At 71.4% G+C, this 22,070-nt stretch carries 23 protein-coding genes; 14 read left to right on the forward strand and 9 right to left on the reverse strand.

The features are described 5' to 3' along the window. Positions 1–27: 27 nt before the first annotated feature. The 6 genes from EDF19_RS00115 to mnhG are packed head-to-tail and all read left to right on the forward strand — an operon-like array spanning position 28 to position 6,310. On the forward strand, positions 28–2,940 hold the full coding sequence (locus tag EDF19_RS00115; RefSeq protein WP_123678952.1) for a Na+/H+ antiporter subunit A: 2,913 nt from the start codon (positions 28–30) through the stop codon (positions 2,938–2,940). Continuing rightward, positions 2,937–3,347 (forward strand): Na(+)/H(+) antiporter subunit C, encoded by a 411-nt coding sequence (locus tag EDF19_RS00120; protein WP_123678953.1) that lies wholly within the window; start codon positions 2,937–2,939, stop codon positions 3,345–3,347. Before EDF19_RS00115 ends, EDF19_RS00120 begins: the two co-directional genes overlap by 4 nt. Beyond that, positions 3,344–5,038 (forward strand): Na+/H+ antiporter subunit D, encoded by a 1,695-nt coding sequence (locus EDF19_RS00125; RefSeq protein ID WP_123678954.1) that lies wholly within the window; start codon positions 3,344–3,346, stop codon positions 5,036–5,038. Before EDF19_RS00120 ends, EDF19_RS00125 begins: the two co-directional genes overlap by 4 nt. Continuing rightward, the gene (locus EDF19_RS00130) at positions 5,035–5,619 is read left to right on the forward strand and encodes a Na+/H+ antiporter subunit E (protein WP_123678955.1); all 585 of its coding nucleotides are present in this window, start codon (positions 5,035–5,037) and stop codon (positions 5,617–5,619) included. Before EDF19_RS00125 ends, EDF19_RS00130 begins: the two co-directional genes overlap by 4 nt. Continuing rightward, positions 5,616–5,957, forward strand: coding sequence for a sodium:proton antiporter (locus EDF19_RS00135; protein WP_185022595.1), 342 nt, complete (start codon positions 5,616–5,618; stop codon positions 5,955–5,957). Before EDF19_RS00130 ends, EDF19_RS00135 begins: the two co-directional genes overlap by 4 nt. Before the next feature lie 5 nt (positions 5,958–5,962). Beyond that, a complete protein-coding gene (gene mnhG, locus EDF19_RS00140) occupies positions 5,963–6,310 on the forward strand; it encodes a monovalent cation/H(+) antiporter subunit G (protein ID WP_260216808.1) in 348 nt (115 codons plus the stop codon). Between the two features lie 5 nt (positions 6,311–6,315). Here the strand turns inward: mnhG and EDF19_RS00145 are convergent, their stop codons facing one another. Continuing rightward, positions 6,316–7,557 carry an MFS transporter gene (locus EDF19_RS00145; RefSeq protein WP_123678957.1) on the reverse strand — a complete coding sequence of 414 codons (1,242 nt, stop codon included), beginning with the start codon at positions 7,555–7,557 and terminating at the stop codon, positions 6,316–6,318. A gap of 208 nt (positions 7,558–7,765) precedes the next feature. On the opposite strand from EDF19_RS00145, the gene EDF19_RS00150 reads away from it, so the two are divergent. Further along, positions 7,766–8,800, forward strand: coding sequence for an aldo/keto reductase (locus EDF19_RS00150; RefSeq protein WP_123678958.1), 1,035 nt, complete (start codon positions 7,766–7,768; stop codon positions 8,798–8,800). A gap of 9 nt (positions 8,801–8,809) precedes the next feature. Here the strand turns inward: EDF19_RS00150 and mgrA are convergent, their stop codons facing one another. Then, positions 8,810–9,853, reverse strand: a complete 1,044-nt coding sequence (gene mgrA, locus EDF19_RS00155; RefSeq protein ID WP_123678959.1) for an L-glyceraldehyde 3-phosphate reductase — start codon at positions 9,851–9,853, stop codon at positions 8,810–8,812. Between the two features lie 91 nt (positions 9,854–9,944). Between mgrA and EDF19_RS00160 the strand changes: the two genes are divergently transcribed. Beyond that, complete coding sequence (locus tag EDF19_RS00160) at positions 9,945–10,403, forward strand: iron chaperone (protein ID WP_221180590.1); 459 nt, start codon at positions 9,945–9,947, stop codon at positions 10,401–10,403. 10 nt (positions 10,404–10,413) lie between these two features. Next, on the forward strand, positions 10,414–10,896 hold the full coding sequence (gene soxR / locus EDF19_RS00165) for a redox-sensitive transcriptional activator SoxR (protein WP_123678961.1): 483 nt from the start codon (positions 10,414–10,416) through the stop codon (positions 10,894–10,896). 60 nt (positions 10,897–10,956) lie between these two features. Here the strand turns inward: soxR and EDF19_RS00170 are convergent, their stop codons facing one another. After that, complete coding sequence (locus EDF19_RS00170; protein ID WP_260216804.1) at positions 10,957–11,397, reverse strand: MarR family winged helix-turn-helix transcriptional regulator; 441 nt, start codon at positions 11,395–11,397, stop codon at positions 10,957–10,959. A gap of 46 nt (positions 11,398–11,443) precedes the next feature. Between EDF19_RS00170 and EDF19_RS00175 the strand changes: the two genes are divergently transcribed. Then, positions 11,444–12,682 carry a multidrug effflux MFS transporter gene (locus tag EDF19_RS00175; protein WP_123678962.1) on the forward strand — a complete coding sequence of 413 codons (1,239 nt, stop codon included), beginning with the start codon at positions 11,444–11,446 and terminating at the stop codon, positions 12,680–12,682. Between the two features lie 94 nt (positions 12,683–12,776). Here the strand turns inward: EDF19_RS00175 and EDF19_RS00180 are convergent, their stop codons facing one another. Next, entirely contained in the window at positions 12,777–13,487 is a 711-nt protein-coding gene (locus tag EDF19_RS00180; protein WP_123678963.1) for a phosphatase PAP2 family protein, read from the reverse strand. 99 nt (positions 13,488–13,586) lie between these two features. On the opposite strand from EDF19_RS00180, the gene poxB reads away from it, so the two are divergent. After that, a complete protein-coding gene (poxB, locus tag EDF19_RS00185; RefSeq protein ID WP_123678964.1) occupies positions 13,587–15,311 on the forward strand; it encodes a ubiquinone-dependent pyruvate dehydrogenase in 1,725 nt (574 codons plus the stop codon). A 66-nt stretch (positions 15,312–15,377) separates the two neighbouring features. On the opposite strand, the gene EDF19_RS00190 is transcribed toward poxB, so the two are convergent. Continuing rightward, positions 15,378–16,061, reverse strand: coding sequence for an SDR family NAD(P)-dependent oxidoreductase (locus EDF19_RS00190; RefSeq protein WP_123294596.1), 684 nt, complete (start codon positions 16,059–16,061; stop codon positions 15,378–15,380). A 101-nt stretch (positions 16,062–16,162) separates the two neighbouring features. Between EDF19_RS00190 and EDF19_RS00195 the strand changes: the two genes are divergently transcribed. Together EDF19_RS00195 and EDF19_RS00200 are read left to right on the forward strand one after the other, a co-directional pair. Beyond that, complete coding sequence (locus EDF19_RS00195; protein ID WP_123294595.1) at positions 16,163–17,005, forward strand: helix-turn-helix transcriptional regulator; 843 nt, start codon at positions 16,163–16,165, stop codon at positions 17,003–17,005. A gap of 141 nt (positions 17,006–17,146) precedes the next feature. Further along, positions 17,147–18,640, forward strand: coding sequence for a putative Ig domain-containing protein (locus tag EDF19_RS00200; protein WP_185021091.1), 1,494 nt, complete (start codon positions 17,147–17,149; stop codon positions 18,638–18,640). A gap of 91 nt (positions 18,641–18,731) precedes the next feature. Here the strand turns inward: EDF19_RS00200 and EDF19_RS00205 are convergent, their stop codons facing one another. Further along, positions 18,732–19,514, reverse strand: coding sequence for an SDR family NAD(P)-dependent oxidoreductase (locus tag EDF19_RS00205; RefSeq protein WP_123294593.1), 783 nt, complete (start codon positions 19,512–19,514; stop codon positions 18,732–18,734). An 86-nt stretch (positions 19,515–19,600) separates the two neighbouring features. Here EDF19_RS00205 and EDF19_RS00210 point away from each other — a divergent pair, with 86 nt between their 5' ends. After that, positions 19,601–20,449: a helix-turn-helix transcriptional regulator gene (locus EDF19_RS00210; RefSeq protein WP_123294637.1), complete on the forward strand. Its 849-nt coding sequence runs from the start codon at positions 19,601–19,603 to the stop codon at positions 20,447–20,449. A gap of 10 nt (positions 20,450–20,459) precedes the next feature. On the opposite strand, the gene EDF19_RS00215 is transcribed toward EDF19_RS00210, so the two are convergent. The 3 genes from EDF19_RS00215 to EDF19_RS00225 all read right to left on the reverse strand — a co-directional run. After that, complete coding sequence (locus EDF19_RS00215) at positions 20,460–21,209, reverse strand: hypothetical protein (protein WP_123294592.1); 750 nt, start codon at positions 21,207–21,209, stop codon at positions 20,460–20,462. Between the two features lie 94 nt (positions 21,210–21,303). Continuing rightward, positions 21,304–21,609 (reverse strand): Dabb family protein, encoded by a 306-nt coding sequence (locus tag EDF19_RS18895; RefSeq protein WP_165901138.1) that lies wholly within the window; start codon positions 21,607–21,609, stop codon positions 21,304–21,306. 29 nt (positions 21,610–21,638) lie between these two features. After that, a partial coding sequence (locus EDF19_RS00225; protein ID WP_123678970.1) for an SDR family oxidoreductase occupies positions 21,639–22,070 on the reverse strand: 432 nt, incomplete at its 5' end.

A 22,070-nucleotide genomic window follows, 5' to 3' on the forward strand; every position in this document is an offset into this window, starting at 1 on the left:
TGCAGCCCGACCCCGAGGAGGTGCCCGATGGTCATCGTCCTCGTCGCGTTCGCGATCGTCGCCCTGATCGTCCCCGCCCTGACCCCCGTCCTCGGCCGCCGCGTGTTCTACGTGGCGGCCCTCGCTCCCGCAGCGGCCGCCGTACTGACGGTGCTGCAGACGGACGCGGCGCTGCACGGCGGCGTCGTGGAGCGGCACCGGTGGGTCCCCCAGCTCGACCTCGAGATCGCGCTGCGGATGGACGCCCTGTCGTGGGTGCTCTCCCTCGTGGTGTCCGTCGTCGGTGCGCTCGTGCTCGTCTACTGCGCCTCGTACTTCGGCCGCGAGGAACCCGGCATCGGTCGGTTCGCCGGCGTGCTGACCGCGTTCGCCGGCTCGATGTACGGCCTGGTGGTCGCCGACGACGTCATCGTGCTCTTCGTGCTGTGGGAGGCCACGACGGTCTTCTCCTACCTGTTGATCGGGCACGACGCGGACAAGCGGGCCAGCCGCGCAGCCGCGATGCAGGCACTCGTCGTCACCACCGCCGGCGGCCTGGCGATGCTCGCCGGGCTCGTGATGCTCTCGGTCGCGGCGGGGACGACCTCGCTCTCCGGCATCGTGGCCGACCCGCCGACGGGGACGATCGTGTCCGTCTCGGTGGTGCTGGTGCTGCTCGGCGCACTGACCAAGTCGGCCATCGTGCCGTTCCACTTCTGGCTTCCCGCCGCCATGGCCGCCCCGACCCCGGTGAGCGCGTACCTGCACGCCGCCGCGATGGTGAAGGCCGGCATCTACCTCGTCGCCCGGCTCGCCCCGGCCTTCGCGTTGCTCGACGGCTGGCGCGAGACCATCACGATGCTCGGCGTGCTCGGGATGCTCATCGGCGGCTACCGGGCGCTCCGGCAGACCGACCTCAAGCTCCTGCTCGCCTACGGCACCGTCGCGCAGCTCGGGTTCCTCGTGCTCGCAGCCGGCTGGGGCGCCCCGGCCGTCGCACTCGGCGGCGTCGCACTCCTCGTCGCCCACGCCGCGTTCAAGTCGACGCTGTTCCTGGTCGTCGGCGCGATCGACCACACGACCGGCACCCGCGACCTCGCGCGCCTCAGCGGTCTCGGGCGCAGGTCCCCGTGGCTCGCCGTCGTCGCGGTGCTCGCGCTCCTGTCGATGGCGGGCATCCCCCCGACGATCGGCTTCGTGGCGAAGGAAGCCGTCCTGACCGGCTTCATCGAGTCCCTGCACGGGCCGGACGCCGGATGGGCCTGGTTCGCGCTCGTGGGCGTGACCGTCGGGTCGGTGCTCACCGTCGCCTACTCGCTCCGGTTCCTCTGGGGCGCCTTCGCGCGGAAGCCCGGCGTCGCCCAGACCGAGCCCCACGCCCTGCACGGCCTCGGGGTCGTGCCGTCGGTCCTCGCACTGACCGGCCTCGCGCTCGGCCTCCTCACCCCGGTCGTCGCGCACGGCATCGAGCCCGCGGCGACGGCGGCAGCACTGTCCGGGCAGGCGGTCCCGCACCTCGCGCTCTGGCACGGCCTCGAGCCGGCGCTCGGGCTGTCCGCCGTGACGCTCGTCGGTGGACTCGCACTGTTCGCCCTGCGCCGACCGGTCGAGGCGCTCCAGCACCGGCTCGCCGGGTCCCCGAGCGCGTCGGGCATCTACCGCCGCCTGATGCGCGGGCTCGACCGGGTCGCGACGGGACTCACGGCCGGGGTCCAGCGGGGCTCCCTGCCGTACTACCTCACCGTGATCCTGTCGGTGTTCGTCGCCGGCGCGATCGCGAACCTCGTCGTCGGTGGCCCGTGGGCGTTCCACGTCCGGTTCGCCGACTCGTGGGGCCAGATCCCCGTCGTCGTCGTGATGTCGATCGCCGCGGTCGCGGTCCTCACCGCGAAGACCCGGTTCGCCGCGGCGGTCCTCGTCGGTGTGACCGGCTACGGCATGTCCGTCCTGTTCGTGCTGCACGGCGCGGTCGACCTCGCGCTCACCCAGCTCGTCGTCGAGACCGTCACCCTCATCGCCTTCGTCCTGGTGCTCCGTCGCCTGCCACCGCGCATCGCCACGACCAACCCGTCGCGGTTCCGTGTCGTGCGCGCGCTGTTCGCCGGACTCGCCGGACTCACCCTGGCCATCGTCGTCATCGTGGCCGCCTCAGCGCGCACCGCCGAGCCCATCTGGCCGGACCTGCCCGCGCTGACGAGCTCGTTCGGACACGGCCTCAACGTCGTGAACGTCGCCCTGGTCGACCTGCGCGGCTGGGACACCCTCGGCGAACTCACCGTGGTCGTCGCCGCGGCCACCGGTGTCGCGAGCCTGATCTTCGTGAACTCCCGCGAGGACACGTTGCCCCGACTCCGCGACCTGCCGGAGACCCTGACGGCCGAGGGTGGCCGCACCGACGGCGAGCCCCGTGCCTGGCTCCCGACGAGCGCCGCGATCCCGACCGGCCGGTCGGCACTGCTCGACGTGGTCGTCCGGCTGCTGTTCCACGGCCTCATCGTGCTGTCGGTGTACCTGCTGTTCGCCGGGCACAACGCGGCGGGTGGTGGCTTCGCCGGTGGCCTGGTCGCCGGCATCGCCCTCGCCGCACGGTACCTCGCCGGTGGCCCGGCCGAGCTCGGCGCCGCAGCCCCGGTTCGTGCCGGTCGCCTGCTCGGGCTGGGTGTCGCCACGGCAGCGATCACGGCCATCGTGCCGCTGTTCTTCGGCCGCGAAGCGCTCTACTCCGAGTTCTTCGAGGCCACCGTCCCGGTCCTCGGGCACGTCGAGTTCGTCACCGCCACGTTCTTCGACATCGGCGTCTACCTGGTCGTCGTCGGCCTCGTGCTCGACGTCCTCCGCAGTCTCGGCGCCGAGGTCGACCGGCAGCGCCTCGAGGACGCCTCGACGCCCACCCGCGACACCACCGAGGGGTCCGTCCGCGACACCCTCGAGGCACCCACCCCGGAAGGGAGCGCCACATGACCGTCACCCTCGTCCTCGTCATCGCGATGGCGGTGCTGTTCTCCTGCGGCGTCTACCTGCTGCTCGAACGCTCCCTGACCCGGATGCTGCTCGGGTTCCTGCTGCTCGGCAACGCCCTGAACCTGCTGCTGCTGGTCATGTCGGGCGCGGCAGGCAACCCCCCGATCGGCAAGTCCGCCGACGGCATCACGGATCCGCTCCCCCAGGCCTTCGCCCTGACCGCCATCGTCATCACCTTCGCGGTCAGTGCGTTCCTGCTGGCACTCATCCACCGCTCCTGGCAGCTGTCCCGCGCCGACGAGGTCGAGGTCGACGAGGCCGACGTCGCGATCGGCCGGGAACGCGACGAGCCGGCCGACGAGGACCCGGAAACCGTCACCGACGCAGAACAGGAGGCGACCCGATGACCTGGCTCGTCCCGCTCCTCGTGCTCGTCCCGCTGCTCGGCGCCGCGGTCGCCCTCGGGCTGCTCCGGCACCAGAAGCTCCAGCGTGCGATCACCGTCGTGGTCCTCGTCGTGGCGCTCGCCGTCGCCGCCACCCTGATGGTGCTCGTCGACCGGCACGGCACCATCGTCGTGCAGGTCGGCGGATGGGACGCTCCGTACGGCATCTCGCTCGTGGTCGACCGGTTGAGCGCCCTGCTCCTGACCGTGAGCGCGAGCGTGCTGCTGCTCGTCCTGCTCTTCTCGATCGGCCAGGGTCTGGCGGCCGACGACGAGGACGCCCCGGTCACGATCTTCTACCCGACCTACCTCGTGCTCGCCGCCGGTGTGCTCGACTCGTTCATCGCCGGCGACCTCTTCAACCTCTACGTCGCGTTCGAGATGCTGCTCGTGGCGAGCTACGTGCTCATCACCCTCGGCGGCAGCGAGCAGCGCGTCCGGGCCGGCACCACGTACATCGTCACGAGCCTCATCGCGTCGGCGATCTTCCTCGCCGCGATCGGCCTGGTGTACGGGGCGACCGGCACCGTGAACATCGCGCAGATCAGCGAGCGCGTCGCCGGTCTGCCCGAGCACGTCCAGCTGCTCCTGCACACGATGCTGCTGATCGGCTTCGGCATCAAGGCAGCGGTGTTCCCCCTGGCCTTCTGGCTGCCGGACTCCTACCCGACGGCCCCCGCACCGGTCACCGCGGTGTTCGCGGGCCTGCTGACGAAGGTCGGTATCTACGCGATCATCCGTCTCGAGACGGTGATCTTCCCGAGGCCGCAGCTCAACACCGTGCTGCTCGTGGTGGCCGCGCTGACGATGCTCGTCGGGGTGCTCGGCGCCGTGTCCCAGACCGACGTGAAACGACTGCTGTCCTTCACGCTCATCAGCCACATCGGCTTCATGGTGATGGGCGTCGGGCTCGGGACCGTCGCGGGCACGGCGGCCGCGGTGTTCTACACGGTGCACCACATCGTCGTGCAGACCACGCTGTTCCTGGTGTCGGGACTGATGGAACGCGTCGGCGGGACGACCTCGACGAGATCGCTCGGCGGGTTGCTGAAAGCCGCGCCGCTCTTGGCGGCGCTGTACCTGATCCCCGCGTTCAACCTGGGCGGGATCCCGCCGTTCTCCGGGTTCATCGGCAAGCTCGGCCTGTTCCGGGCCGCCGCCGAGGACGGCTCCCCGATGGCCTACGTGACGATCGGTGCCGGTGTCGTCACCTCGCTGCTCACGCTCTACGCGCTGATGCGCGTCTGGGATGCAGCCTTCTGGCGGCCGAAGCCGGCGGCCGAGGCCGCGGCGCCGCACGCGACGACCGCCGAGCCGCACGCGCACCTGCGGTCGCCGGAACCGGCGCCCCTGACCGTCTCCGAGGAGACGGGTGAGGCCTTCCACCCTGGAGGCTCGGTGACGGTCACCGACGCACCCCACGCGAGCAGGGCCTCCCGTCCGACCACCGGCGCAGCCGACGTGGCAGGCGAGGCGCCGTCGCGGACGCGACTGCCCAAGATGCTCGTCGGCGTGACGACGGTCGCCGTCCTCGGATCCGTCGCCCTGACCGTCGTCGCCGGTCCGCTGTACGGGTACGCCACCCGCGCGGCCGAGTCCCTCGAGTCCCCCGACCGCTACGTGCAGGCCGTCCTCGGAGGTGATGCGCGATGACCGATGACACCCGACGGATCACGAACGCGCGTCGCATCGCGGTGGCGTGGCGCTACGACGTCCCGCTCGTCGCCGGGCTCACCGTGCTGTGGGCGCTGCTCTGGGGGTCGTGGACGCCGCTGACGCTGCTGTGCGGCATCGTCGTCGCGCTGCTCGTCACGCAGGCCCTGCCGCTCCCACCGGTCCCCCTGTCGGCACGCTTCTCGGTCCCGCACGCGATCTGGTTCCTGGTCGTGTGGTCCGGACTCGTGATCACTGCCTCGTTCCGGGTCGCCTGGGTCGCCTTCCGGCCGAGGGGCGTCCGACGGAGCTCGATCGTCCTGGTGCAGATGCACAGCACCTCGGAGATGACCTTCACGCTCGCCACGCTCGCGGTGTCGCTCGTGCCCGGCTCCTACGTGGCGGACGTCGACCTCCGCCGTCGGCGCCTGCTGCTGCACGTGCTCGACACCGAGCGGCTCGAGCAGGTCGAACAGGAGCGCCGGGTCGTGCTCCGGATCGAGGCGATGGTGATCCGTGCGCTCGGCTCGAAGCAGGACGTCTCGGAGCTGTCCGAGCCGCTGCCGGAGGTCGTCCGGTGAGCGCCGCGGTCGTCGTGATGGGGATCGGCATCGCCCTCGTCCTGGCCCTGCTCGGGACGACGCTCGCGCTGGCCGTCGGGCGGATCGTGCGCGGGCCGACGATCCTCGACCGGATGATCGGCTCCGACATGGTGCTGACCTCGGTGCTCGTCGTCATCGCGGCGTCGATGGTGGTGCGGCGTGACCTGACCGGGGTGCCCGTGCTCGTGGTGATCGCCGCGACGAGCGTGTTCGCCACCGTGGCCGTCGCCCGGGCCGTCACACCGTCGTCGGACCCCTCCGACGAGGGCAGCGACGCGACCACCCCGGAGCACGCCGTGGAAGAGGAGCAGCCGTGACCGAGATGATCCAGTCCTTCCTCGACGCCGCCGGTGTGCGCGCGTGGATCGCCCTCGGGCTGCTGCTCGTCGGGTCGGTCCTGTCGCTCGGTGCCGCCGTCGGCATCGTGCGCTTCCCCGACCCGCTCGTCCGTCTGCACGCGATGGCGAAGCCGCAGGTGCTCGGGTTGGCGCTGTCCCTGGCTGCGATCGTGGTGGCGTCGTGGACCTGGACGTCACTGTGGGTCGTGCTGCCCGTCCTGGTGTTCCAGCTGTTCCTGGTGCCGGTCTCGACGCACATGATCGCCCGGGCCGGGCTGCGGTCCGGCGACTACCGGCACGAGGACCTGCTCGTCGACGACACGGAGTCCTGAGACGCTCAGGCGGTCGGGACGCGACGCGGCAGCAGCAGGTTCACGACCGCCGCCAGCACGACGACCGCCGCCGAGGCCGCGGGCAGCAGCATCGCGGCTGCGGTGCCGTGCTGCTCCGCGAGGTCGCCGGTGATCGCGGAGGCGATCGACTGCCCGACGATCACCGCGGACCCGAGGATCGTCATGGTCGTCGCCGAGCGCCCCACGGGCGACCGGTCGGACCCGAGGCTGTACTGCGCGACGAGGGTCGGCCCGATGCCGATGCCCATGATCGCGAGGACCACGCCCACGGCCAGCACGGACTGCGCCTGCGAGAACGCGACCGCACCGCCGAGCAGGACCACGCCGAACACGAGCCAGCGCCAGCCGATGCCGAAGGCCCGCGGGAACGCCGCCGAACCGAGCGCGAGGCCCGCGGAGCCGATGCCCATCAGGCCGTAGAGCAGCCCCGCCTGGGACGCCTCGCCGTGGGTCTCCATGAACGCCGTCAGCGAGGTGAGTGTCGAGCCGAAGAACAGGCCGACGCCGAGGATCCCCACCACGACCACGACGAGCCGCGGGCGGAGGAGCTGCCGTGCCGGTGCCTGCTCGCGCTCGGCGTGCTGCCCGAGGACGAGCTTGCCGGTCGGGTGCAGGGCGAAGGCCGTCGCGAAGACGAAGGTCAGGGCCGAGGCACCCGCGACGGCGACCCACGGGGCGATCGCGCTGGCGAGGATCCCGACCAGGAACGGTCCGATGATGAAGACGGTCTCGTCGGCGGCCGACTCGTACGCCATCGTCCCGCTCAGGACCTTCTCGCGCCGGTGCGGTGCCATCCGCTGCCGCACGATCGCGACGAGCCGGGTACGGGACATCGGCGCGACCTGTGGCGCTGACGCACCGATGCAGAAGGCCATCGCGAGGACCGCGACGTCGGGCGCGGTGCCGTTCACGACGAACGGGAACGCGCCGAGCAGCGCCGCGTTCAGCAGGCCGACGGGGACCAGCACGGCACGCTGGCCGAAGCGGTCCGCTGCCGCACCGACCATCGGGCCGAAGACGGCAGCGCCGATGCCGACCGAAGCGGAGTTGACGCCGCCGAGCGCCACGGAGTCACGCGCGGCGACCACGAGCGTCAGGACCCCGACGACCATCATCGCGAAGGGGAGCCGGGCGATGAACGCCACGGGGAAGTACCAGCGTCCGGCGAGGGCGACCAGTGAGGAGTCGCGGTCGGCGGCGGACGCCGTGGAACGTGCTTGGAGCATGGGGGTGGTGTGCCTTCTCGGCCCGGCCCGGTTCGGTGGGGGCGGACCCATCGGGTGCCGCCGTTGTCCGCCGGGGAGCCGGCAGCCGGTAGATACACACTGCGTGTTGGTGGAACTGCGTCCAGGGTACCAAGGGTCCGTGCGGGGCCCCCGGTAACCGTTCGTCACCCTCGCCCGGTCGCCGCTCCGCGCCCATATCGTGGCGCGCATGGAACAGCGACGGATGGGGCGCACGGGGGCGCCGATCAGTTCGCTGACGCTCGGGACGCGCGCCGTCGCGAGCGTCGCGGGCCACGACCCCTCGGCGGCCGTGACCCTGGTGCTCGAAGCGCTCGGTCGTGGCGTGACGGCGGTCGACGTGTCCGACGCCGACGGGGCCGGACTCGCCGAGAGCACCGTCGGTGCGGCGATCGCCGGACGGCGGGAGGACGTCTTCCTGTCCGTGCGCTTCGGCGACCCGGTCGACCGGGACCCCGCGCACCGCGGCAACGGTCGGCGGTGGATGTTCCGCGCGGTGGAGCGGAGCCTGGAGCGGCTCGGCACCGACGTCATCGACCTGTACCAGCCGGCGCACCCGGACCCGACGACGTCGCTCGACGAGACCCTCGACGCCCTCGCCGACCTGGTGGCGCAGGGCAAGATCCGCGCCTTCGGGATCCCCGGGTTCCCGGCCGAGGAACTCGTCGAGGCGCAGTGGCTCCGGTCCGGGTCGAAGAGCGCGACCGCGACGCACGTGCCGTACTCGATCCTGACGCGCACCGCCGAGCGCACGGTGTTCCCCGTCGCCCGACGGTTCGGCCTCGGCGTGCTCGCCGGCGCACCCCTCGCCGGTGGCTGGTTGTCGGGCACCTACCGGAGCGGCACCGTGCAGCCGCGGTCGCCGCTGGCCGACGAGCACCCGGAGGTCTACGACATCGGGTCACCGCGGAACCGTCGGAAGCTCGAGGTCGCCGATCGACTCGGACGGCTCGCCGACGAGTCCGGGTACACGGTGTCCGAACTCGCCGTCGCCTTCGCCCTGACCCACCCGGACGTGTCGTCCGTCGTCGTCGGCCCGCGGACCGTCTCGCACGTCGACGCCTACGTCCAGGCCTCCGAGATCGTCCTGGACGACGGGCTGCTCGACGCGGTGGACGCCATCGTGGCGCCGGGCACGCACCTGCTCGAACGTGACACGGGGTTCGCCCTGCCCGCACTCACGCGCGAGCGGCTCCGTGGCCGGGTGGCCGCCCGCGCGTACTGAGTGGACGGCTCAGGAGACCTGCCCCGAGCGCGCCCCCGCCCACAGGTCGACGTCGGTGATGCCGACGGAGTGCTCGTCGATGGTGCGGAGCTCGTCGTCGGTGAACGACGTGTTCGCGAGCGCGGCGACGTTGTCCTCCAGCTGGGACACCCGTGATGCCCCGATCACGAGCGACGTCACGCGTTCGTCGCGGAGCGCCCACGCCAGGGCCAGTTGCGCCAGGGACTGTCCACGCGCGGCGGCCACGTCGTTCAGCGCCCGGAGGTGCTCGACGACCTCGGGCGTGATGCTCGACGCGTCGAGGGACTTGCCGGCGGCGGCGCGCGAGTCCGCCGGCACGCCGTCGAGGTACTTGCCGGTGAGCAGCCCCTGCGCGAGCGCGGTGAACCCGATGACGCCGAACCCGAGCTCCCCGGCCGCGTCGAGCAGACCCTCGGTCTCGATCCAGCGGTTGAGCATCGAGTACGAGGGCTGGTGGATGAGGAGCGGGGTGCCGAGGTCGCGGAGGATCTCGACCGCATGCCGGCTGCGCTCGGCGTCGTAGGACGAGATCCCGACGTACAGCGCCTTGCCCTGCTGGACGGCGGTGTGCAGGGCGCCCATCGTCTCCTCGAGCGGGGTGGACGCGTCGAGTCGGTGCGAGTAGAAGACGTCGAAGTAGTCGAGCCCGGTCCGCTGCAGCGACTGGTCCAGGGACGCGAGCACGTACTTCCGCGAACCGCCGCCCTGGCCGTACGGTCCGGGCCACATGTCCCACCCGGCCTTCGTGGACACGATCATCTCGTCGCGGTACGGACGGAAGTCCTCGCGCACGAGCCGCCCGAAGTTCACCTCGGCGGCGCCGTAGGGCGGGCCGTAGTTGTTCGCGAGGTCGTGGTGCGTGATGCCGAGGTCGAACGCCCGGCGGCTGATCGCCCGCTGGTCCTCGAAGGGCACGTCGTCGCCGAAGTTGTGCCAGTACCCCAGGGAGAGCAGCGGCAGGTCGAGGCCCGAGTGGCCGGTGCGGCGGTACGTCATCGAGTCGTAGCGGTCGTCGCTGGCGATGTAGGTCATGGTCCGAGCCTGGCACTCGAGCACGATCGGAGAAGCGTCGACGCGCACCCCGGATGCATGATGGCCACACCGACACGGAATGGGCACGACCATGGCACGGACGACGAAGACCGAGGGCACCTTCACCGACGAGGAACGCGCGGCGATGCACGAGCACGCGGCCGAGGTGAAGCGCACCCGCAGCACGAAGGGCACGAAGGCCGAGAAGGCGGCGGCGGACGCAGCGGCGGTCGAGGAGAAGATCGCCGCGATGCCCGAGCCGGACCGCGCGCTCGCGGAGCGCATCCACCGCATCGCGCTCGAGGTCGCGCCCGAGCTCGCGCCGACGCTCTGGTGCGGCATGCCCGCCTACGCACGGAACGGCAAGGCGGTGTTCTTCTTCCAGGACGCGGCGAAGTTCGGCGCCCGGTACTCGACGCTCGGCTTCCAGGACTCGGCAGCGCTCGACGAGGGGGCGTTCTGGCCGACGTCGTGGGCGATCTCGCCGGAGTTCTCCGACGCCAACGAGGCCGCGGTCGCCGAGCTCATCCGTCGGGCGGTGCACACGTAGGATCTCGACCATGGTCGAGATCCCGCTGCCGAGACCGACCGATCTGCTGCCCATCGGCGAGATCGTCCGACGCACCGGGGTCGCGGCCTCGGCCCTGCACTTCTACGAGCGCAAGGGCCTCATCCACCCGGAACGCACCGACGGCGGCACCCGCATGTACCCGCGGCACGTCGAGCGTCGGATCGCGATCATCCAGGTCGCGAAACGGCTGGGGATCCCGCTGGGGGAGGTCGCCGAGCAGTTCGAGGCGCTGCCCGCTGACCGGATGCCGTCCCTGCGCGACTGGAACCGGCTGAACGAACGGTGGCGTGCACGGCTCCGGGCCCGCCAGCTCGAACTCGAGCGGCTGCAGCAGGAGATGACGCAGTGCATCGGGTGTGGGTGCGTCTCGCTCGGTGCGTGCTCGGTCGTGAACCCCGGCGACGCGCTCGGCGACGAGGGCCACGGCGCACGCCGCCTCCTGCCGATCGAGGACGACGAGGCGCAGGGCTGACGACGCGCAGGACCGACGGGGCGCAGGACTGACGAGGCGCAGGGCTGATGAGGCGCAGGGCTAGCGTCCGCGCAGTCCCTCGTCCAGCCGCTCCAGCAGCGCGAGCCCCTCGGCCGCGCCGCGTTCGTCCCCGCCGAGGGCCTGCCGGAGCTTCCCCGCCCAGTGCGCGTGCAACCGCTCGATGCTCTCCCCCGCCAACGCGGTGGCGTGCAGCTGCACGGTGCGCGCGTCGTGGGGGTCCTGCCGACGCTCGACCATGCCCTTGTCCGCCAGGGCGCGCAGCGCGACGCTGAGGTTGCTCCGCTTGAGGGCGGTCGCGTCGGCGGTCGCACTCGGCGATGTCCCGGGGTTGCGCGCCACCCACCGCATGACGAGGGCCTCGGTGCCGGTCAGGGGCACGATGTCGAGCGCCGTCGCGCCGTGGGGGTCGATCTCACGCGAGATGCGGAGGACGGCGTCCGCGAACTCGGCGAGCAGGTTGTCGGACACCGCGGAGTGCATGGCCGTACTGTACCGGCGTCCGCCAATGAGTTATGCTTTCATAACAATGACCACGAACACCGGCTCCGTCCGCGCGCACGTCGCGACACCCACGACCCAGCAGCAGGGCATCACGACCGCCCTGTTGCTCGTGCTCGGCCTGCTCAGCGCCGTCGCACCCTTCGCCACCGACCTCTACCTGCCGGCGTTCCCGCAGATGACCACGGAGCTGGCCGCGAGCGCCACCACCGTGCAGCTCACGCTCACCGCGTTCCTCGTCGGCGTGACCGCGGGGCAGCTCGTGTTCGGCCCGCTGTCCGACCGGTTCGGCCGCGTGCCGCCGCTCATCGCCGGTGCTGCCCTCTGCGTGCTCGCCAGCATCGCCGCCGTCCTCGCGCCGAACATCGGCGTCCTGATCGCGGCACGTCTGCTGCAGGGACTCGGCGGTGCGGCCGGCATGGTGATCAGCCGTGCGGTGATCTCGGACCTGGCGACCGGCAAGCCCGCCGCCCGCGCGTTCTCGCTCATGATGATCGTCGGCGGGGTCGCCCCCGTCGTGGCGCCGCTCCTCGGTGGCCTGCTCACCGGCCCGATCGGGTGGCGCGGCCTGCTGTCGATCGTGCTCGGCCTGTCGGTCGTCATGCTCGTCGCCGTGCTCGCGGTCATCCGTGAGACCCACCTGAAGGCCCACCGTGACGTGCTGCGCGAGGAGCGCAAGGGCTCCGGTTCGCCGCTCCGCGCGCTGCGCTCCCGCACGTTCCTCGGCTACACCGCGGTGTTCGGCTTCGCGTTCGCCGTGATGATGGCGTACATCTCGGCGTCGCCGTTCCTGTACCAGGACATGATCGGGCTCGGCACCGTCGGGTACGGGCTGGCGTTCGGCCTGAACGCGCTCGCGCTGATGGGCGTGAGCATCCTGTCCGCGAAGCTCACCGAGACGCGTTCGGTGACGGGCGTGCTGTCGCTCGGCATCGTGCTCGTCCTCGCCTCCACGGTCGCGTTCGCGCTGCTCGTGGTGACCGGCGCGCCCGTGTTCTTCCTCGCGGTGCCGCTCTTCACCGCGGTCGGTTCGCTCGGCCTCGTGCTCGGCAACGCGACGGCGCTGGCACTCGGAGCGGTCCCCGCCGCGGCCGGCAGTGCCTCGGCGGTGCTCGGTGCGCTGCAGTTCGGGCTGGCGGCACTCGTGTCGCCGCTGGTCAGCATCGGCGGCTCGGCCACGGCGGCTCCCCTCGCGATCGTGATGCTCGCGGCCGCCGTGGTGGCCGTCGTGGCGCTGCTCGCCGCTCGGGGTCGTCGGACGGCCTGAGTTCCGGGCTGAGCGACAGTCCACGCGCTCCCGCGTCCGAGAACTGTCGCTCAGGCCGTGAGCCGCCTCACGCCGATCACATCGATCCCACCGATCAGGCCGCTCGCGCCGGACGCAGCAACGGGATCCGCGGCATCACCCAGTCGACCCACACCACCCGCACGCCCGGCGCGACCGCCAGTGCCCACAGGATCGAGGCGGCCGCGTCGGTCGGGTAGTGCACCGCGTCGATCGACACCGCGAAGAACACGATCACGATGGCGACCACCCCGAGCGTCAGCGCGAGCCGGTGCCACCGGGTCTCGCGGAGCAGCCAGATCAGGGCGATGACGAACGCCGTGATGTAGACGGTGTGCCCACTCGGGTACCCCGGGTCCGGCTGCACCGGGAACGGGTGCGGCAGCACGGCGACGTCGGGCCGCGCACGGTGCACGATCTCCTTCACGACCGCGGACGGCACCCACGTGATCGCGATCGTGCCGCCGAACGCCAGCGCCGGGCGGAGGTCACGGGTGCGCCACCAGATCACGGCGACGACGACGACCGTGATCCCGATCGCCGGCGCAGGACTGATCACGTGGTAGACCGCCGTGGTGAACGCCCCGATGACCCCGGTGTGCAGGGCGTTGAGGGCCTTCGAGAGCCCGATGTCCACGGTGCCGAGGGTGAACCCCACCAGCGTGATCACCACGACCGCGATGACGGCGATCGCCACCGAGACGAGCGGGTACGGCGAGCGCTCCAGGATCCCGTACGCGGCGGGCTCCCGTCGGTGGGGGCGGAGGAGCGGCGCGTCGTCGGTCATCCGGCCATCGTCGCAGCACCAGCCGGACGGCCCCGGGTGCGCTGGGCGGGCAAAGCTCCGAAAGCACTCAGCGCAGCCGCCGTCGAGTAGACAGGAGGCATGCCAACCGTTGCCGAGAACATCGTCGCCACCCTCCGCAAGAACGACGTCACCCGCGTCTACGGCCTGCCGGGGGACTCCCTCAACGGCTTCACCGATGCGCTGCGCAAGGACGGCACGATCCGGTGGGAGCACGTCCGCCACGAGGAGGCCGCCGCGTTCGCCGCGAGCGCCGAGGCCGAACTGACCGGTGAGCTCGCGGTCTGCGCCGGCAGCTGCGGTCCCGGCAACCTGCACCTGATCAACGGCCTGTTCGACGCCAACCGGTCGCGCGTCCCGGTCCTCGCGATCGCCGCGCACATCCCCACCGCCGAGATCGGCTCCGGCTACTTCCAGGAGACCCACCCGCAGGAGCTGTTCCGCGAGTGCTCGGTCTACGTCGAGTACGTCGCGGACCCGACCCAGATGCCCCGCCTGCTCGAGATCGCGATGCGCGAGGCCGTCGAGAAGCGCGGGGTCGCCGTGCTCGTGATCCCCGGTGACGTGCTGCTCGCCGAGGCGAAGGACGACCGCACCACCCGCATCGAGCGGACGAGCCCGCGGATCGTGCCGAGCGACGCGGAGCTGCAGCGCACCGCCGAACTGCTCAACGGTGCCGACAAGGTCACGATCCTCGCCGGGGCCGGTGTCGCCGGTGCCCACGACGAGGTCGTCGCCCTGGCCGAGCGCCTGCAGGCCCCGATCGTGCACGCCCTGCGCGGCAAGGAGCACATCGAGTGGGACAACCCGTACGACGTCGGCATGACGGGCCTGCTCGGCTTCGCGTCCGGGTACCGCGCGATGGAGGATGCCGACGTCGTGCTGATGCTCGGCACCGACTTCCCGTACCAGCAGTTCTTCCCGGCCGGGGCGAAGCACGTGCAGGTCGACATCCGGGGCTCGCAGCTCGGTCGGCGGCACCCGGTCGACATCGGGCTGGTCGGCACCGTCAAGGACACCGCCCTCGCACTGATCCCGCTGCTGACCGGTTCGCACCCGACGAAGCACCTCGAGGACTCGCTGAAGCACTACCGGAAGACCCGCGAGAAGCTCGACGACCTGGCCGTCCCCGCCGGCAAGAAGAAGCCGCTGCACCCGCAGTACGTCGCCCGGGTGCTCGACCGGATCGCCGCCGACGACGCCGTGTTCATCCCCGACGTGGGCTCCCCCGTGGTCTGGGCCTCGCGCTACCTCACGATGAACGGCAAGCGTCGACTGATCGGCTCGTTCGTGCACGGCACGATGGCGAACGCCGTTCCGCAGGCGATCGGCGCGCAGACCGCGTTCCCCGACCGCCAGGTGATCGCGCTCGCGGGCGACGGTGGGCTGACGATGCTGCTCGGCGAGCTCATCACGATCGTGCAGAACAAGCTGCCGGTGAAGATCGTCGTGTTCGACAACTCGTCGCTGAACTTCGTCGAGCTCGAGATGAAGGCCGCCGGGTTCGTGAACTACGGCACCGAGCTGCAGAACCCCGACTTCGCAGCGGTCGCCGAGGCGATCGGCATCAAGGGCTTCAAGGTCGACGTCTCCGACGACTTCGAAGAAGCGATGGCCGCAGCGCTCGCGCACGACGGCCCTGCGCTCGTGTCGGTGCGCGCGAACCGGCAGGAGCTGTCGATGCCCCCGGCGGTCACGCTCGAGCAGGCGAAGGGCTTCACGCTCTACGCCATCCGCACGGTGCTGTCCGGTCGCGGCGACGAGCTGCTGGACCTCGCGTCGACCAACGCGCGGCAGCTGCTGTAGACGCGACCGGATGACGGACTGGAGGCCCGTGGCGGCGCAGCCACGAGCCTCCAGGCCGTCACGACGTCACCACCCGAGCGGCTGGCCGTCCTCCAGGAACACGCCGGTCGGGCCCTCCGGGCCCACGCTCGCGGCGGCCGCGACGGTCGCCGCGCTCACCTCGACGGGGCGACCGTGCGGGTTCGGCACCCCACCGAGCTCGGTCGCCGTGTAGCCGGGCTCGAGGACCACGAAGCGCACCTCGGGTGCGATGCGGGCGTACTGCACCGTGAGCATCGAGACGGCCGACTTGCTCGCGCCGTAGACCGCGGCCTGCACGGTCGACGCCGCGCTGTCCGGGTCGTGGACCGCCGTGAACGAGCCGAGCGCGCTGCCGACGTTGACGACGAGGGGGCTGGTCGACCGGCGCAGGATCGGCAACGCGGCCTCGGTCGTGCGGACGATCCCGACGGCGTTCGTGTCGAACACGGCGAGCGCGTCCGGTCCGTTGAGACCCCAGATCGCGATGCCGGCGTTGTTGACCAGGACGTCCAGGCCGCCGTTCGCGTCGATGTGCGCGAAGGCTGCGGCGACCGAGTCGTCGTCGCGGACGTCGAGCTGGACGGAGCGTGCGCCGATCTCGGCGGCGACGGCCGCTCCCTGGTCGGCGTCGCGAGCGCCGATCCAGACGGTGTGGTCGGCTGCGACGAGCTGGCGGGCGGTTTCCTTGCCGAGGCCACGGGTGGCGCCGGTGATGAGTGTCGTTGTCATGGGTCCAGCGTCACGCTCGACGCGGTCGGCAGGGAGTCGCCCGGTTGTCGTAGGACTGCTGGGGCCAGGACGCGGCCGCGACGTGCGCGCAGACTGGTGGCATGGCGGACACGGACTTCGGGCACACCCTGCGACGGCTCCGCGACCACGTCACCCCCGCGGCCGCCGGCATGACCGTCGGGCCGCGACGTCGGGCAGCGGGGCTGCGGCGCGAGGAACTCGCGGGCCTCGCGGGGATCTCCGCCGACTACCTGACCCGCCTGGAGCAGGGTCGCGCGACGTCGCCGTCCGCCCAGGTGGTCGAGGCGCTGACGCGTGCCCTCCGGGTCTCGGACGCCGAACGCGAGCTGCTGTACCGGCTCGCCGGGCACGCGGCCCCGGGCGCGGACGTCGTGCCGTCGCGGATCCCGCCGAGCGTGCAGCGGCTGCTCGACCGGCTGGCGGACACCCCGGTCGCGGTGCTCGACGCCGCCGGCAACCTGCTCGTGACCAACGCTCCGCACGAAGCCCTGATGGGACCGATCGGCGGGATGCGTGGGAACGAACGCAACACCGCCTGGCGGCACCTGGTCGGTGCCGGCAGCCGCGCCGTGCACACGCCCGCGGAACAGGCGGCGTTCGAGGAGAACCTGGTGGCCGGACTCCGGATGACCGCGGCCCGCTACCCGCTCGACCGGCAGTTGCAGCAGCTCGTGCGGGACCTGCGGGCGGCGAGCCCGCGGTTCGTCGAACTGTGGGACTCGGGCGCAACGGCGCTGGGCGAGACGGCCCGCCGCAAGGTGATCGACCACCCCGACGTCGGGCTCATCACGCTCGACTGCGACACCCTGGTCGTCGGGCCGGAGGACCTGCGGATCCTGGCGTACACGGCGGTGCCCGGGTCGGTGGACGCCGAGCGGTTGGCGCTGGCGATCGTGCTCGGAACGCAGTCGTTGGTGGAGTGAGCACTCGCCCCCAATTCGTGGGGGATGCTCGCGACGTGGCCCTCAGCCCGTTCCAAGGTTGGCTACGATCCGAGAGCGCCGGCTTCCGGCGATCTCAGACGTCCGGTCTCCTGCCGGACTGCACACCCGAGGGGACCACCCGTGCAGCACAGCACTGCAACACTTCGACGCGCCTGCGCGATCGGCGCGACCATCGCCGTCATCGGCCTGAGCACCGGCTTCGGCGCGTTGACGGCCACGACCGCCTTCGCCGACGAGCAGCCCGTCGCGCCGACGAGCACCGCGACCGCGTCCCCGGCGCAGGGCACTGACAGCACGGCCGACGGCGCTGACGAGTCGGCTCCGCCGGTTCCCGCGGCGACGTCCACGCCGACGGCCGAGGCGACAGCTGATCCCACCGCGGAACCGTCCCTGCCGGTCAGCACGCCGGCCGCGACTGCGACCCCCGATCCCACCGCGCCCGTCACAGCAGAACCGGCCGCGACGCCGACCGTGACGATCGCCGGGGACGCGACCGTCGGCAGCACCCTGACGGCGACCGGGCACGACTTCACCGGCGAGCTGACCTACACGTGGGCCAGCGGCGACGCAATCCTGCCGACCACCACCGACTCGTACGTCGTCGCTGCCGCGGACGCCGGCAAGACCATCAGCGTCACGATCACCAGCGACACCGACGAGTCCGCGACGACCACGACGGCCGTCGTCACGCACGCGGCGGCCTTCCCGGAGGCCTCGACCGAAGACGACCCGATCACGTTCTCCGCGGTCGCAGGTGAGCGTTTCACCCACACGTTCGCCGCCGAGGGCTTCCCCGCACCGACGTACTCGGCCGCCTACTACTCGCTCGACGATCCGTACGCGAGCGAGGACGACGGTGACGAGTCCGGGTACCTGCCGTACGGCCTGTCCCTGGACCACGCCACCGGCGCGCTCTCCGGGAAACCCCGCTACTCCGGCACCTACGCGTTCCGCATCGTGGCGACGAGCGGCACCACGACCGCGTCGCAGTACGTCAACATCACGATCGACGCCGCCGCACCGCTCGGCGTGGAGGTCACCGCCGAGGACAAGGACACCTTCCTCACCGCGCACTCCACCAGCTGGGTCATCGAACGCGACGGCACCGTCTGGACGTTCGAGAACGAGACCACCCGTCAGCCCGACGGTGGGTACATCGGGTTCGGGGTCGGGTTCGAGGGCGGCCAGCCCACCATCGACCAGGGCGGGACCCTGCTCGTCAGCGGCCACCTGGTCGACCGCTTCGGCAACGAGGTCGACGACGCCGACGGCTACCCGGTGCCGTTCACGGTGACCTCGGATCACGCTTCCGACGTCATCACGCCGAGCCGCGATCCGTGGGTCGCGACCGACGTCACGTTCCCCGAGGCGTCGACGCACTCCCTCGAGGTCGCCTCGAGCGGGTTCGCGACCGCCTTCACGGTCGTGGTCCAGCCCACCGCGGCTCTGGCCGTCTCCCCCACGGGCACGGTCGCCACTCCGACCGTGACCACCGGGGAGCTCGCCTACACGGGGTCGGACGCGATGCACCTGCTCCCCTGGGCCGGCGGTCTCGCCGTCATCGGTGCCGCGGTCGTCGCACTGCAGGCCGTCCGCCGCCGGAAGCAGCACTGACGGGTGCACGAACAAAGGCCCCGCAAGCGGGGCCTTTGGCTGGCGACGTTCCGGTAGCCGGCCCGTCGTGCTTCCAGCGTAGCGGTGGGCGTCAGGCCCCGGCACCCCCGTCGACCGGAACGATCGCCCCCGTCACCATCGCCGCGCGGTCGCTGAGCAACCACGCGGCGACCTCGGCGACCTCCGCTGGCTCAGCCATCCGCCCGAGTGGGACCGAAGCGGTGATCTGGGCGGTGACGCCAGGCGTCGCCGCTTCCCACGCTTCGATCATCTCGGTCGCGGTGCCACCCGGCGTGATCCCGTTCACCCGGATGTGCTCGGGCGCCCAGGTCACCGCGGCCGTCTCGGTGATGCTGTTCAGTGCGCGCTTCATCGCGCCGTACGCCGGCAGCGCCGGGTTCGCGCGGCGGCTGCCGATGCTCGACGTGTTGACGATCGCGCCGCCGCCGGAGCGACGCATCAGCGCGGCCTCGGCGGTCATCGCCACCCAGTGACCGCGGAAGTTCACGGCGAACTGGGTATCGATGTCCTCGTCGCTGGTGGTGTCGAGCGGTCCGGGCTGCTGGATCGCGGCGCCGTTGTTGAACGCCCCGTCGAGTCGGCCGTGCAGCTCGTCGACCTGCTCGACGGCCGCGCGGATGCTGTCCGGGTCCGCGAGGTCGAGTGCGACAGCGTCTGCCGTGCCCCCGGCCGCACGGACTTCGGCGACGATCCCCTCGAGTGCGTGGGCGCTGCGGGCAGCGAGGACCACACGGGCGCCTTCATCCGCGAAGAGCCGAGCAGCCGCGGCGCCGATGCCGCGGCTCGCGCCGGTGATGAGGATGACCTTGTCGGGCAAGAGGCCGATCGGGTTGGATGTGATGTCGTTCGTCATGCGCTCAGCGTCACGCCGAGGGAGCGTGCGGATACAGGTACGAGCGGTACCAGGATCTCCGGCCGGAACCGGTGGAGACTCGGGTCATGGACAAGCCGGAACTCGCCGCCTTCCTCCGCTCACGACGTGAGCGGTTGCGCCCCGAGGACGTCGGACTGCCGACCGGGTCGCGCCGCCGGACGCCTGGCCTCCGCCGTGAGGAAGTAGCGGTCCTCGCCCACATCTCCACGGAGTACTACGTCCGGCTCGAGCAGGGGCGTGCGCCCCGCCCGTCAGCAGAAGTACTCGCCGGAATTGCAGGATCGCTCCTGCTGACATCGGCGGAGTCGGAGCACCTGCACGCCTTGTCCGGCACGGCACCGTTGCAGGTCGGCCGAGTCCAGCGTGACGTGCGCCCGAGCATCCTCGCGCTCGTCGAACGATTGCCGCAGACCGCTGCGATCGTCTTGTCCGCCAGCTTCGAGGTCCTCGCCTGGAACCCCCTCGCGGCGGCGCTCATGGAGGACTTCGCGTTGCTCGCACCGGCCGACCGGAACCTCGCCCGCCGCGCCTTCCCGACCGAAGCCGTCCACCAGGCAGCTCGGCCCTACGGAATCTCGGACGGCGCCGAGTTTCAGCGGCACGTCGTCATGCAACTTAGGACGAGCCGAACGCGGTACCCGGACGACCCTGACGTCGTCGGTCTCGTCGAGGAACTCCGTGACGGCAACCCGGTGTTCGCGCGCCTGTGGGATCGCCACGACGTGCAGACGACACCGGTGCTCACCAAGACGTTCGACCACCCGGCGGTGGGGGCGGTGACGGTCGACTGCGACAGCCTCGCGTTGACGGATCGGGACCAGCACCTCGTCCTCTACACGGCCCCGCCCGGGTCACCCGATGCCGACGCGCTCGCGCTCCTCGGCCTGCTGGGTGTCGATTCCCCCAGCCGGTAACGACGGCCCGTCAGGCGCAGTACTCGTACGGCGGCATGGCGACCGCACCCACCCAGATCATGCCGACCGTCGCGCCGTCCTCCCCGAGCTGGAACGTGATGTAACTTCCGCCGATCTGGACACTCCACAGCGAGAACGGTCCTTGTTGCTCGCCGTAGGTGCCCGTGTACTGCAGGTCCGGGTACGCGGACTGCACCTCGGCCAGCGCAGTGCCGACACCGATCCCGGCTGCGGTCTCGGGCGAGTTCGTCGTCACCGGTTCCGGGCTCAGACCGCCGACGGCGACACCGGCCACGTTGCCGCCGCGCGGGACGACAGCGAGCCAAGGCGCATCGGCGCTCTCCCAGAACGAAGTCTCCGGGCTGGCCGGGCACGCATCCGAGCTGCGGGTGTAGGCCGCAGACAGGTCGTCGATCTCCCCCTGGAGTTCGCCACCGAGGGCGATCGGGCCGACCTCCTCCGCCGAGATCGTCCAGGTGGCGGGGTCCGACAGGCTGAACGCCGCCTCCGTCGCGGTGGGGGTCGGCGTGCTCGTGTCTGCCGTCGGCTCCGGCGGCGCGACGGCACTCGCGGTCGCGGTCGCGATAACGGTCCGGGTCGGCGTCGAAACCGGCGCTCCGGAGCATGCTGCCAGCACAGTCGATGCCATGAGCGCAATGATGATCCCGGTGGTCCGGACGGCACCCTTCACAAGACCGCCACCGTCGTCCAGCAGTGGCTTCGTACCGTCCTGCACGCGCGGGTTCTGGTTGCCGGGCATCGTCTGTTCCCTCCGACGGCGGATGTCGAGCAATCCACCGTACGTCGACGCCCGACGGGCAACGGGCCCCCCGGCGTCCATCGCAACCAGAGCGTTACTTGGCGGCTGCGTCCTCGACGTCGAACACCACGACCCGGGCACTCGCCCCGCCGATGAACTCGGCCACCGGACGGTGCTCCGGGTGCGGCAGGTACCCAGCGAGCGCTGCCCGATCGCGGAACCGGACCACGAGCATCCAGTGGAACCCGCCCTCCAGCCCCTCGGTGCTCACGCTCGTCCCCGACTGCACGGACTCGACACCGTCGATCCGCGGCAGGTGCTCGCGCGACAGGGCGTCGGCCTCGGACGACCGGTCCGCTCCGTCCCACTCGACCAGCACGGTGTGCGTCACTCCTGACACGTGGTCTCCTTCGTCTGTCACGACGCCGATCAGAACGCGGGCGTTCCGCCGGCGATCGTGATCGTCGACCCTGACTGGTAGCTCGACTCCGGGCTCACCAGGTGCACGTACGCGGCACCGAGCTCGGCCGGCTGTCCGGGGCGGCCGAACGGCGAGGTCTCGCCGAAGTGCGACACCGTCTCGGCGTCGTCGGAGCCCGGCTGCAGCGGCGTCCACACCGGTCCGGGGGCGACGGAGTTCACACGGATGCCCTTCGACGCGAGCTGCTGGGCGACGGCCTCGGTGAAGAGCTTGATCGCACCCTTCGACACGGCGTAGTCGATCTTGTCGGCCGAGGGCGTCGACGCCTGGATCGAACCGGTCGTCACGATGGTGGAGCCCGGCTCGAGGTGCGGCACCGCTGCCTTGGTCAGCCAGAACAGCGAGTAGATGTTGGTCTTGAACGTCGAGTCGAACATCGA

The sequence above is a fragment of the Curtobacterium sp. PhB115 genome (assembly GCF_003752025.1).
GTDB lineage: Bacteria > Actinomycetota > Actinomycetes > Actinomycetales > Microbacteriaceae > Curtobacterium.

What these genes read in the sequence shown, in the direction of transcription:
- EDF19_RS00115 (WP_123678952.1), top strand. Translation starts at nt 28, where the DNA reads ATGGTCATCGTCCTCGTCGCGTTCGCGATCGTCGCCCTGATCGTCCCC.
- EDF19_RS00120 (WP_123678953.1), top strand. Translation starts at nt 2,937, where the DNA reads ATGACCGTCACCCTCGTCCTCGTCATCGCGATGGCGGTGCTGTTCTCC.
- EDF19_RS00125 (WP_123678954.1), top strand. Translation starts at nt 3,344, where the DNA reads ATGACCTGGCTCGTCCCGCTCCTCGTGCTCGTCCCGCTGCTCGGCGCC.
- EDF19_RS00130 (WP_123678955.1), top strand. Translation starts at nt 5,035, where the DNA reads ATGACCGATGACACCCGACGGATCACGAACGCGCGTCGCATCGCGGTG.
- mnhG (WP_260216808.1), top strand. Translation starts at nt 5,963, where the DNA reads ATGATCCAGTCCTTCCTCGACGCCGCCGGTGTGCGCGCGTGGATCGCC.
- EDF19_RS00145 (WP_123678957.1), bottom strand. Translation starts at nt 7,557, where the DNA reads ATGCTCCAAGCACGTTCCACGGCGTCCGCCGCCGACCGCGACTCCTCA.
- EDF19_RS00150 (WP_123678958.1), top strand. Translation starts at nt 7,766, where the DNA reads ATGGAACAGCGACGGATGGGGCGCACGGGGGCGCCGATCAGTTCGCTG.
- mgrA (WP_123678959.1), bottom strand. Translation starts at nt 9,853, where the DNA reads ATGACCTACATCGCCAGCGACGACCGCTACGACTCGATGACGTACCGC.
- EDF19_RS00160 (WP_221180590.1), top strand. Translation starts at nt 9,945, where the DNA reads ATGGCACGGACGACGAAGACCGAGGGCACCTTCACCGACGAGGAACGC.
- soxR (WP_123678961.1), top strand. Translation starts at nt 10,414, where the DNA reads ATGGTCGAGATCCCGCTGCCGAGACCGACCGATCTGCTGCCCATCGGC.
- EDF19_RS00170 (WP_260216804.1), bottom strand. Translation starts at nt 11,397, where the DNA reads ATGCACTCCGCGGTGTCCGACAACCTGCTCGCCGAGTTCGCGGACGCC.
- EDF19_RS00175 (WP_123678962.1), top strand. Translation starts at nt 11,444, where the DNA reads ATGACCACGAACACCGGCTCCGTCCGCGCGCACGTCGCGACACCCACG.
- EDF19_RS00180 (WP_123678963.1), bottom strand. Translation starts at nt 13,487, where the DNA reads ATGACCGACGACGCGCCGCTCCTCCGCCCCCACCGACGGGAGCCCGCC.
- poxB (WP_123678964.1), top strand. Translation starts at nt 13,587, where the DNA reads ATGCCAACCGTTGCCGAGAACATCGTCGCCACCCTCCGCAAGAACGAC.
- EDF19_RS00190 (WP_123294596.1), bottom strand. Translation starts at nt 16,061, where the DNA reads ATGACAACGACACTCATCACCGGCGCCACCCGTGGCCTCGGCAAGGAA.
- EDF19_RS00195 (WP_123294595.1), top strand. Translation starts at nt 16,163, where the DNA reads ATGGCGGACACGGACTTCGGGCACACCCTGCGACGGCTCCGCGACCAC.
- EDF19_RS00205 (WP_123294593.1), bottom strand. Translation starts at nt 19,514, where the DNA reads ATGACGAACGACATCACATCCAACCCGATCGGCCTCTTGCCCGACAAG.
- EDF19_RS00210 (WP_123294637.1), top strand. Translation starts at nt 19,601, where the DNA reads ATGGACAAGCCGGAACTCGCCGCCTTCCTCCGCTCACGACGTGAGCGG.
- EDF19_RS00215 (WP_123294592.1), bottom strand. Translation starts at nt 21,209, where the DNA reads ATGCCCGGCAACCAGAACCCGCGCGTGCAGGACGGTACGAAGCCACTG.